Source organism: Bacillus massiliigorillae, from assembly GCF_000380245.2.
Taxonomy (GTDB): Bacteria; Bacillota; Bacilli; order Bacillales; family DSM-1321; genus Bacillus_AD; species Bacillus_AD massiliigorillae.
Genome location: NZ_HG428741.1, coordinates 331,535 through 343,086, shown reverse-complemented (window position 1 = coordinate 343,086; position 11,552 = coordinate 331,535). Strand labels below are relative to the sequence as shown.

Annotated in this window: 10 protein-coding genes; 1 reads left to right on the top strand and 9 read right to left on the bottom strand. The window is 35.5% G+C overall.

Annotated features, from left to right (window positions below):
- The gene (gene fdnG, locus TX86_RS01535; RefSeq protein WP_154663029.1) at positions 1-2,976 is read right to left on the bottom strand and encodes a formate dehydrogenase-N subunit alpha; all 2,976 of its coding nucleotides are present in this window, start codon (positions 2,974-2,976) and stop codon (positions 1-3) included.
- Positions 2,977-3,092: 116 nt separating this feature from the next.
- Positions 3,093-3,896: a formate dehydrogenase accessory sulfurtransferase FdhD gene (fdhD, locus tag TX86_RS01525; protein ID WP_336469842.1), complete on the bottom strand. Its 804-nt coding sequence runs from the start codon at positions 3,894-3,896 to the stop codon at positions 3,093-3,095.
- A gap of 281 nt (positions 3,897-4,177) precedes the next feature.
- On the opposite strand from fdhD, the gene selA reads away from it, so the two are divergent.
- Positions 4,178-5,578 carry an L-seryl-tRNA(Sec) selenium transferase gene (gene selA, locus TX86_RS01520; RefSeq protein WP_042345594.1) on the top strand — a complete coding sequence of 467 codons (1,401 nt, stop codon included), beginning with the start codon at positions 4,178-4,180 and terminating at the stop codon, positions 5,576-5,578.
- A gap of 285 nt (positions 5,579-5,863) precedes the next feature.
- On the opposite strand, the gene minD is transcribed toward selA, so the two are convergent.
- The 7 genes from minD to TX86_RS01485 form a co-directional block, all read right to left on the bottom strand.
- A complete protein-coding gene (gene minD, locus TX86_RS01515; protein WP_042345593.1) occupies positions 5,864-6,673 on the bottom strand; it encodes a septum site-determining protein MinD in 810 nt (269 codons plus the stop codon).
- A gap of 37 nt (positions 6,674-6,710) precedes the next feature.
- Positions 6,711-7,361, bottom strand: a complete 651-nt coding sequence (locus TX86_RS01510) for a septum site-determining protein MinC (protein WP_230203553.1) — start codon at positions 7,359-7,361, stop codon at positions 6,711-6,713.
- Between the two features lie 75 nt (positions 7,362-7,436).
- Complete coding sequence (gene mreD, locus TX86_RS01505; RefSeq protein WP_042345592.1) at positions 7,437-7,976, bottom strand: rod shape-determining protein MreD; 540 nt, start codon at positions 7,974-7,976, stop codon at positions 7,437-7,439.
- The gene (gene mreC, locus TX86_RS01500; protein ID WP_042345591.1) at positions 7,973-8,881 is read right to left on the bottom strand and encodes a rod shape-determining protein MreC; all 909 of its coding nucleotides are present in this window, start codon (positions 8,879-8,881) and stop codon (positions 7,973-7,975) included. Before mreC ends, mreD begins: the two co-directional genes overlap by 4 nt.
- A gap of 130 nt (positions 8,882-9,011) precedes the next feature.
- Entirely contained in the window at positions 9,012-10,019 is a 1,008-nt protein-coding gene (locus TX86_RS01495; RefSeq protein ID WP_042345590.1) for a rod shape-determining protein, read from the bottom strand.
- Between the two features lie 151 nt (positions 10,020-10,170).
- Positions 10,171-10,845 (bottom strand): RadC family protein, encoded by a 675-nt coding sequence (gene radC, locus TX86_RS01490; RefSeq protein WP_042350035.1) that lies wholly within the window; start codon positions 10,843-10,845, stop codon positions 10,171-10,173.
- Between the two features lie 71 nt (positions 10,846-10,916).
- Positions 10,917-11,474 carry a Maf family protein gene (locus TX86_RS01485; RefSeq protein WP_042345589.1) on the bottom strand — a complete coding sequence of 186 codons (558 nt, stop codon included), beginning with the start codon at positions 11,472-11,474 and terminating at the stop codon, positions 10,917-10,919.
- Positions 11,475-11,552 lie beyond the last annotated feature (78 nt).

The window sequence follows — 11,552 nt, the reverse complement described above, 5'->3', positions numbered from 1 at the left end:
TTATGCCCTCCTAATATCGCACAGGAATGCTTTAAATTCAGGAATGCTGCAGTTAGCATCACCAATATGCGGCGTTAATGTATTTGCAGTAGCACCAGTAACAATTCCTTTATAACCAAAACACCAAGGCATACCAATTTGATGAACTTTTTCACCATCAACTTGATGCGGCTTGAATCGTTTTGTTACAAGTGCATATGCTTCGATTTCTCCACGAGCAGAAGTGACGATAATGCGGTCTTTATTGTTAATGCCCTTCTCCTTCGCTAAATCTTCACCAACTTCTATGAACATATGACTTACTAACTCTGAAAGCCATGCTTGGTTACGTGTCATAGCACCAGATTGCCAGTGCTCAGACATACGATAAGTCGTTGCAACGATAGGATACTTCTTCTTACTTCCCTTCGTATCGAATCCTTTTGCAGGTATTTGTACAGCTGGATTTAACTGAACACGAGAGAACAAGTTCTTTGTCGGACTTTCATATGGTTCATAATGCTCAGGGAAAGGTCCTTCAGCCATAGCAGCATATAAAGCCCCTTTACCATCAGCATTCATGATAAAAGGATCTAGTCCACCTTCCGCTGTAGGTGCTTTATCCTTAGCAAAGTCAGGTACATCATTACCTACCCATTCTTTCTTAGCAGCATCCCAATAAATAACTACTTTATCCTCTGACCAAGGCTTTCCATTCACATCACATGAAGCACGATTATATAGGATACGTCTATTCATCGGCCATGCAAATGACCAATTCAAGAAATTACCCATACCTTCATCGGTGTTATCACGACGTTTTGAAAGATTCTCGTTTTCTGGATAGAATCCACAGTAAATCCAGTTACCACTACATGTAGACCCATCATCCTGTAGCTTACCAAAGGCAGGAACCTGCTGCTTTGTTTTCGTATCATAGCCATTGATTTCTCGGCTAATTAAATCAATATCCGGATGATCTGTTTCTCCATAATCCCACGTCATCGCTTTCATTGGCATATCAGCTGGATTTACACTAGCTTCATATAGTCCTTTTACACGTCGTGCTAGCATATGGATTATTTCTAAATCAGCTTTTGACTCATGCTTTGGTTCAATTGCTTGCCAACGATATTGCATCCAGCGTCCACTATTTGAAACAGTTCCTTCTTTCTCAAACGAACCACATGCTGGTAAGAAGAATACTTCCGTATCAATAGATGAAGGATCACTGCCTGCTTTCTTTTGCCAGAATGCAGATGTTTCTGTTTCCCATAAATCTACTGCTACCATCCATTTTAACTTCTTAAGTGCACCCTTCTCCTTATTCGTAGAAGGACCACCTACAACAGGGTTAGATCCGAACAATAATAAACCTTCAATCTCGCCCTTTGACATATTTTCAAAGATTTTCATATGTGAATAATCTTTCTTCGGTGTTAACTTCGGCATATAGTGATAGCCAAATTCATTACTTGCTGTTGCTTGGTCACCGTAATATGCTTTCAGTAAACTTACATAGAACTTTGGCTTATTTGTATAGAAACCAGATTTAGGTGTAATTCTCTCTAAAAATGTATTAAGTTTTGCATCAGTTGGTGCACAAGTTGGCGTTTCCATATATCCTGTAACATTGTGGTATAGTAAGCCAAAATCCGTAGAACCTTGTACATTCGATTCTCCACGTAATGCATTTACTCCACCACCAGGAACGCCTATATTACCTAACAATAATTGAACAATCGCGTAAATACGGACATTTTGCGAGCCAACTGTATGTTGAGTTGCACCCATGGCATAAAGAATCGTTCCGCTCTTTCCTGCCTTACCTGTAGCTGCAAAATTCTCAATAATTTCTAAGTACTTCTCTTTAGGTGTTCCTGTCATTTTGACAACTGTATCGATGTCATAACGATCATAATGCTTCTTCATTACTTGAAAAACACATCGTGGATCCTGTAAAGTCGGATCTTTCATAACATTACCGTCTTTATCTTTCTTGTAGACCCATTTTGTTTTGTCATAGTTTCTTGCAGCTTCATCATAATGATTGAATATACCATCTTCAAAAGAATAATCATCCGCTACAATAGTGGAAGCATTTGTATATGCTTTCACATATTCTTCATGGTAAAGCTTATTATCAATAATATATTTAATTAGTCCACCCATGAAGGCGATATCTGTTCCTGAACGAAGCTGAGCATACACATCCGCTTGAGAAGAAGAACGTGTAAAACGTGGATCAACCGAAAGAATCTTTCCACCATTTTCTCTTGCTTTTAAAATCCATCTAAAACTAATTGGATGATTTTCTGCTGGATTCGCACCCATAATTAAAATGCAATCCGAATGCTGAAGATCAGTCCAATGATTTGTCATTGCTCCACGACCAAATGAAGGTGCCAGACCGGCAACCGTTGACGAGTGTCATATCCTCGCCTGGTGTTCGATATAGGTCAAGCCCATACCAGCACGCATAAACTTAGATAATAAATACGTTTCTTCATTGTCTAATGCTGCGCCACCTAAACATGCAATCGCTTCTGTTTTATTAACAGTCATACCATTTTCATTTGTAATAAATGTACGATCACGTGTTTCTTTCATTTTTTCTGCAATTTTATTTAATGTCCAATTCCAATCTTTTTCTTCCCACTTATCACTTCCAGGGGCACGGTACATCGGCTTTTTCACACGTCGATCAGACGTATACACCTGCCTTACCGTAGTTCCCTTACTGCATAGTGTCCCTTGATTAATTGGATGATCTGGATCTCCTTCTGTATACACGACATCTTTTTCATTCGAATATACTAAAATTCCACATCCAACTGCACAATACGGACAAATCGTTGGTGTTGGCTTAAGCTTAGCAATTTTCAATTGCTTAGCGCTTGCTTGTGCCTTCATATCGTCAAACCCAAGTTCAACTACAGCTAATGTAGCAGCCATTGCACCAGAAAGCTTCAAGAATTGCCTTCTTGTAACGTTCATTTTATTTTCCTCCTTCACACAAAAATATATAAGAGGCATTCGAAAAGTGAATTTTAATTACTCTCCGAACATCCTTTTACGCTTGTTTAGTCTCGCTAATTTAACAATCTTAATTTCTATTTCTTATTACTAATAACATCATTCGTCACTCTTCCAAACGATGTGTATGGTATCGACATTTTCCCTCTTACATATCCAATCAATTCAATTTGCAAGAACTTTGCTAATTGAACAGCTTGTTTCGTAGCCGCTGTTCTTGATAAAGCTACAGGGAATCCGAATTTTGCCACTTTTGATAACATTTCATAAGAAATACGACCAGTTGTCATTATGACTAGCTCTTCACTATTTAATCCATTACGCAAACAATGTCCTATAATTTTATCAACTGCATTATGTCTACCAATATCTTCTCGCACCGTAATCTGGCCATTACGTTCGACTATACAAGCAGCATGCATCCCACCCGTTTGTAAATAAAGTGGTGTTAGCTTAGAAAATTCTACTCTCTTCTGCATTAAATAACTCAATTGATAATGGACATTTGCATCGATTGGTTGAAAGCTTTTTACATCTGTCATAGAGAAAAAGGTAACACCTCTTCCACACCCAGCTGTATAATGTTTCTTTTTCTGAAAAAAAGCTTCGATTTGTATAGGCGTAGAAAGTTCAACGCGAATAATACCTTGCTCTTCTTCAACATGAATACTCTTAATATCTGATAAATGAGTAATAATTCCTTCTGAATATAAATAGCCATATACCCAATCTTCTAAATCCAACTTTGTGAGCTGAAAAATAGCAATTTCATATCCATTGACTATTAATGAAATAGGATATTCCTCAGGACAGCCCTTGTTCAGTTTTCTCACTCCCACCATTCGTTTAATCATTCTTACAGTAATAACAAACAAAACCACTATTACTTCACTTTATTTTTTTAAATCAATAAAACTTCATAAATAAATTGAACATAGTAGTTTATTGAGATAATATCTATTCCATCTTAATTGAATAGTATATTAAAATAGTTAAGAAAATCCGATTCTTTTATGACAATTTTATATTTTTCATGTTTTTTAAAAGGATGCATTTTTCAATAAATCAGTATCTGTGATTTTTTTTTCGATATGCTAAAATAGATGAACAAACACTAAAAAAACAATGTTCATAAATTAGCTTATGGAGCGTGGTTTCTTCGATGAATACAACACTAAAAAACATCCCTGCCATACACGCCTTAAAAATGCAGCCGATGTTCCAACAACATCTACACACTTTTGCAATCAATGAGAAGGATGCAACTCAACATCTTCGTAAAACACTAGATAGCGTTAGAGAAAAAATAATAAAAAATGCATGGGATGGTCCAAATCCAGGTTCAGAACAATTTATTGAAATAATTTTTAAGCTTTGGAGCGAACAATTACATACAAACTTAAAGCCAAAGTTAAAACGAGTAATCAATGCCACAGGAACGGTCTTACATACGAATTTAGGGAGAGCCAAATTGAGCCCTCGCGCCATTAAACAAATCGTAGAAATTTCAGCTTATAATAGTAACTTAGAATTTGATTTAGAAAAAGGAGAACGAGGAAAACGAACGACCTTTGTAGAGGAAAAGCTAAAGGAAATAACGGGAGCTGAAGCAGCATATGTAGTAAATAATAATGCAGCGGCTGTCTTTTTAATTTTAAAAGCTTTCGGAAAAGAAAAAGAAGTCATTATTTCTAGAGGACAACTTATAGAAATCGGAGGATCTTTTCGCATTTCTTCTATTATGGAAGAAAGCGGGGCAATCTTAAGGGAAGTCGGCACAACGAATAAAACTCATTTATTCGATTATGAAAAAGCAATTACTGATGAAACAGCTATTTTAATGAAAGTTCACACCTCTAACTTTAAGACAATTGGATTCACGAAAAGCGTTTCAACGGAAGAGTTAGTTCAATTAAAAAGGCAAAATGAACAAATCATCTTTTATGAAGATTTAGGAAGCGGGGCTTTTTACCCTTTTACTAAACACGGAATTGGTGATGAAGAACTTGTAAAAGATATTATCGATAAAGGAGTAGACTTAGTTTCATTTAGCGGAGATAAACTATTAGGTGGACCCCAAGTTGGTATTATTGTTGGGAAAAAGAAATACATTGACGTCTTAAAAACTCATCAATTGGCTCGTGTATTACGTGTAGACAAACTTAATTTAGCCGCTTTAGAAGCTACAATGCTAGATTATCTAACCGAACCGGAGCAAATACCAACAATTAAAAATATCACTATCACAATAGATGAATTAGAAGAAAAAGCCAAAACACTTATGGGAAAATTACTGAATCTTCACCTTCCTTTTGATATTTCAATCCAAGAAGATCTAAGTACGATTGGCGGTGGAACAATGCCAGGTGTTACTCTTCCAACAATGGTTCTTTCATTAAAGCCACATTATGCATCCGCTCAAGATTGGAAAGAAAAATTACAAAAACAGCCTATACCAATTATTGCACGCATACATCAAGATGCTTTAATTTTCGATGTACGTACAATTGATGAAGAAGAGTTTCCTATTTTGGTTGATGTTTTTGGTAAACTTTGTCCATAATAAGCACAATATCCATTTAAATAAGAAAAACCGTCACCGGTCTTTTTTGATTGATGTTTATGCTCCTTAATTTACTCCCAGTCAAAAAAGAGCTATGCGGGAGAAATAAGACGAGCTGTTCTTGAAAACCCGCACTTGGTTTTCAAAACAGGTTGGCATATTTCCGAGCATAGCAGGTGTAAGGTTAGACCTCCCGCAAACTTATATACTTTCTTATCTTTTAAAAAAGCACAAAGGGGCGTTCGAAAAGAGATAGAAAATCACTTTTCGAACGCCCCTTTATAATTAAGAACGTACACCGAACATTTTCTTAAATTTAGCAAACATACCTGTTGGCTGTTGCGTATTTAAATTCATCAATGGGATTTTATCCCCTAGTATTCTACGAGCAATATTACGAAAAGCAAGTGATGCTGGATTATTTGGATCCATTGTTATTGGCACACCATTGTGTGATGATTTAATAATCATATCATCATCCACAACAACACCTAATAATTCAATATACAATCTATCGATAACTTCTTCAATACTCATCATATCTTGGTTTTCAACCAAATGAGTACGTATACGATTAACGATAAGCATTGTAGATTGAATATGCTCTTCTTTTTCCAATAACCCAATTACGCGATCTGCATCACGTACAGACGCTCTTTCCGGCGTTGTAACCACGATAGCTCTATCTGCACCTGCAACTGCATTTCGAAATCCTCTTTCAATACCAGCAGGACAATCAATAATAACATAATCATACTCTTGCTTTAACTCCGCTACCAATGCTTTCATTTGTTCAGGAGTAATATCATTTTTATCACTTGTTTGCGCTGCAGGTAATAAATAAAGTAGTTTATCGAAACGTTTATCAACTACAAGTGCTTGGCGTATTTTACATCTTTCTTCAACAACATCAACAATATCATAGACAATACGATTTTCCATTCCCATGATAACGTCTAAATTACGTAAACCAATATCTGTATCAACTAAACAAACCTTCTTACCAGAAAGAGCTAGTGCGGTTCCTATATTAGCAGAAGAAGTTGTTTTCCCAACTCCTCCTTTACCAGATGTAATGACGATAGCTTCCCCCACAATTATAGCCCCCCTTCTAATCTAGTTAAATTAGGCCTTATTTTTTTAATTTAGCAATTCGATCAAATATAATTTCTTTATGATCATTTAAGTATGCACTATGTAAATTCAACGGATCCTCTGAAACCGAAATAGCCGTTGTCGTTTTCACATCAGATATACTAATCTGTGCTGAATCCATTTGGCTAGCCGCAATAACCGCTTTATGATCTCCGTTACACCCTGCGTGAACACTACCTTTTAATGTTCCTATAATAAAAACATTTCCTGCAGCCTTCACTACTCCACCAGGGTTAACATCTCCAATTAATAATAAGTCCCCAGGTACTTCAAGAATTTGTCCAGAACGAACAATTCCAACACTTGATTTAATTTCACTAACATTAAGTAATTCGTTCATTTCATTTAAAGAAATAACATTCGATAAAATTCGATCAACAACTAATTTATTGTTATTTTGAATAAGCTCAATGATTTTATCTTCTTCAGATTTTGAAAATTTACGATTACCAGTATGAACTTTTACTCGAATAATCGGATCGTCTTTTTGCAATTGATAAGAAACCGATAATTTCTCTTCTAACTCACGTAATATATCATAAAAGGAACTAGAATCATCGAGATGGAGCGTAAGTCCATCCTTAGTACCTTTAATCATAACATTTTGTAAATTTTTACTATTAATCACGCTCTACCACCTCAACAATCCTATATTCTATACATTCATTACTATTCCCTGCAAACTATTAAAAGAAATTTTCTGTTAATGTCTATTTCTGAAATGTAGTTCATTGCTTTCTTCCGTTGCATACTTAACAATAAATTTACGAACAGGATATGCTACTAAGATAACAATTATGGCATTTAGTCCAAGCGTTGGTAATAATCGTACTAAAGCGAATTCTTGAAATGACATGTTTGCAAATCCAAGAATAAAATTGAAACCATAAACAATGATTTCTAACATAGCTACCGCTACAACCGACATAACGGACACCATAAAAATATTATTATGCAGTATCTTCATTAATTTAGAAATCAAATACGTAATAATAGGGAGAACGAATAAGTAAATTCCCAATACTTCTGTGTATACAATATCGAAAACAAATCCAGTAACTGCACTATATATAACCGCAGCACGATAATTTCCGAATACCGTAAAGAACACAAAGAAAATCATTAATAATCGCGGAACTAAAATAAGATGACCATGATAGAACTCACCAATAAAAATGTTTACAAATAAACTTTCAAAGAGGAAGATACATACGATAAATAGAGGAATGAATAGCTTTCTCACAAGCCACCCTCCTCATTTTCCGCATCCTTCAAACCAGCCGTTACTTTCTTTTTATCCAATTTAGGATCAACGACCATAACATGAGAAATATCATAAAAATCTGCAAAAGGCTTAACATAAGCTGTTTGAGTTAATCCATTTTGATCAATTTCAACTTTCTCAACTTCACCAATAGGTAAACCTTTTGGGAATACACCGCCAAGTCCTGATGTAACTACTTGAGTGTTTTTAGCAACCTTTTCTTTCGATCCTTCTTTTGTTAACTTCAATTCCATTAACAACATGCCTTTTTCTTGATTGTATCCTTTTACAATACCATAAATAGGTTTACCATCTTTTCCAAGAATCGACGCAGAGATTCTATTTTTCGGATCTGTCGTACTTAATATTTGGACTGTTGAAGAGAATTGGTTTGTCGATTTCACTTTACCAATCAGTCCTTTAGCAGTCATGACAGCCATATTCTTTTCCACTCCATGCAACTTCCCTTTGTTAATGACTACAATCTCTTGCCATCTATCAGGATTTCGACCAATAACAGTCGCTTGAATAGGTGTGAAAGCACTTAAATCATCTGTCTTCTTATTAATAGCTCGAAGCTCAGTATTTTCTTTTTCTAGATCTTGAACTTTACTTTTTAATGTTGCGTATTCATCTAAGCGAGCTTTTAGTTTTTCATTTTCTTCATATGTGTTTTGAAGATCACGTAAGTCTTCAAATACACCCGTCACAAACTGTGTCGGCGTATGAAAAATTTGTTGGAAGAAACCAGCTGTATCTTTTACAAACTGCTCAGGCCAACTAACGTTTTCTTTATCTCTTAATGAAAAACCAATCAATGCCACTAAAATAATGATACTTATTAATAAAACGATAAGTTTTTTGTTTAGAAAAAACTGTGGCATGACTTCACCTCTAATTAGTAATCAAATTCATATCATTTTGTATCATAAGAACTTTTTGACAAAAACACATAAAATCTCTCCACATTCTACAGTATACCGCAGAATGTGAAGAGGTATCAGTAATTATTTATTACAATTTTGCACGATTTTTAAATTCATGGATATGGTCTAATGCTTTACCAGTACCAAGTGCTACACAATCAAGTGGGTTTTCAGCGATTAATACAGGCATTTTCGTTTCATCAGAAATTACTTTGTCTAAATTGCGCAGTAAACCACCGCCTCCTGTTAAGACGATACCACGATCCATAATATCAGCTGCTAATTCAGGTGGTGTTTTTTCTAATGTCCCTTTTACCGAATCTACAATTGCATAAACCGTATCATGTAGTGCTTCACAAATTTCTTGTGCTGTAATTTCAATTGTTTTTGGAAGCCCTGTTAATAAATCACGACCACGGATTTCCATGTTTTCAATACCTTCTGAATCGCCAGCAGCACCGATTTCAACTTTGATTGCTTCAGCTGTACGCTCACCAATCATTAAGTTATATGTTTTACGGATATAAGTCACGATTGACTCGTCCATTTCGTCACCAGCAACGCGAATAGATTGACTAGTAACAATACCTCCTAATGAGATGATTGCTACTTCAGTTGTACCTCCACCGATATCAACAACCATACTACCAGTAGGTTCCCAAACAGGTAAATCTGCCCCAATTGCCGCTGCAAATGGCTCTTCAATTGTATAAGCATCACGAGCACCAGCTTGTCTTGTAGCATCAATTACCGCACGCTTCTCAACAGCTGTAATACCTGAAGGCACACATACCATAACATATGGATTACGTGCAAAAACGCCTTTCTTCTGCGCTTGATTCATATAATATTTCATCATTGTAGCTGTTGTTTCATAATCAGCAATAACTCCGTCTTTCATAGGACGAGTTGCTACGATATTCCCCGGTGTACGTCCAATCATATTACGTGCATCGTTACCAACCGCTACGATTGATTTTGTATTTGTATTTAACGCGACAACAGATGGTTCGCGCACCACAATTCCTTTTCCTTTAACGTAAACAAGTGTATTTGCTGTTCCTAAATCTATTCCAAGATCTCTAGTTCCAAACATGAATGTATCTCCCTTTCTAACTTCAATTCAAAACAAGTTAAAGCTATCACAAGTATTAGTATAAACCACTGTAATTTTTATATTATTTTCAATCATTTTATTAAAAAATCATAAATAATATTATATAACATAGGCAATTTTTATGATAGTGTCATAAATATCCTTTTTCTTTTAAACTAACATATTTCTTTTCTCCAATAATAAGATGATCTAAAACGTCAATTCCTATCATTTTACCACACTCTATTAATCTCTTAGTTACTTCAATATCTTCCCGACTAGGAGTAGGGTCTCCAGATGGATGATTATGAATACAGATAATAGAAGCAGCTGAACGACGAAACGCTTCCTTAAAGACTTCACGAGGATGAACAATAGACGCATTCAAACTACCTATAAAGATGGTCTGCTTGTGTAGTACTTGATTTTTCGTATTTAAGTATAAACAAACAAAGTGCTCTTGGGAAAGAAAACGCATATCATCCATACAAAAATTTGCACAATCCTCAGGAGAACGTATGACATATCGATCTGCATAACAAAGGTTGGTAATTCTTCTACCTATTTCTATTGCTGCTAACAGTTGAATCGCTTTTGCTTCACCAATACCTTTAATACTCATCATTTCTTCGATTGATGCATCTTTTAACAGCCTCAATCCATCAAAATGAGAGAGTAATCGTTCTGCAAGTTGTAGTACAGATTCATTTTTCGTTCCTGTACGCAGCAATAAAGCTATCAATTCTTGATTCGACAAGCTATGAGAGCCCACACGGAGAAACCTTTCTCTAGGACGCTCACTACTTGGAAAATCCTTAATCATCATGGATTCGCTCAAATCGATTTTCTTCCTTTCTTAATAGATACTTTTAAGAAAGCCTTCGATTCTAAAATATTTTAGCGAAAAAATGATAGTTCTCGAGCCAAACGAGAGATAGGCAAACCTACAACACTATAGTAATCACCATGTATTTCTTTTACAAATAAAGCTGCTTTTCCTTGAATACCATATGAACCTGCTTTATCCATCGGCTCACCGCTATCAATATAAGCCTCAATATCTTGGTCACTTAGCTCCCAAAATGTTACTTCCGTTTTCTCATAGAAAACTTTATTTACATCTTCAGAAATTATGCTAACACCTGTATAAACAGTGTGAGTGTGATTAGAAAGCTGAGACAACACATGAAAAGCATCCGCTTTATCAGCTGGTTTTCCAAGTATGTTACCGTTATGCACAACTATTGTATCACATCCAATGATGATAGAGTTTGGATGTGTTTCAATAGCCGCCTGTGCTTTTTTCAACGCTAACTGTTGAACAGCTTCTTCTGGAGCGGTGTTTGGAGAAATCGTCTCATCAATATCTGAGGAAAATGTTTTGAAGGGAATTTCTAATAATGATAGAAGTTCATGTCTTCGAGGCGATGCTGAAGCTAATATAAGATTTTTCAATGAAGTTCACCTTACCTTATTTTAAAATTAATGTATAAAGAGAGATACAAAATAATCGTAACAGACTTACAAATAATA

Coding starts and splice junctions, on each gene's coding strand:
- radC (WP_042350035.1), bottom strand. CDS start 10,845: ATGATGATTAAGGATTTTCCAAGTAGTGAGCGTCCTAGAGAAAGGTTT.
- TX86_RS01495 (WP_042345590.1), bottom strand. CDS start 10,019: ATGTTTGGAACTAGAGATCTTGGAATAGATTTAGGAACAGCAAATACA.
- mreC (WP_042345591.1), bottom strand. CDS start 8,881: ATGCCACAGTTTTTTCTAAACAAAAAACTTATCGTTTTATTAATAAGT.
- selA (WP_042345594.1), top strand. CDS start 4,178: ATGAATACAACACTAAAAAACATCCCTGCCATACACGCCTTAAAAATG.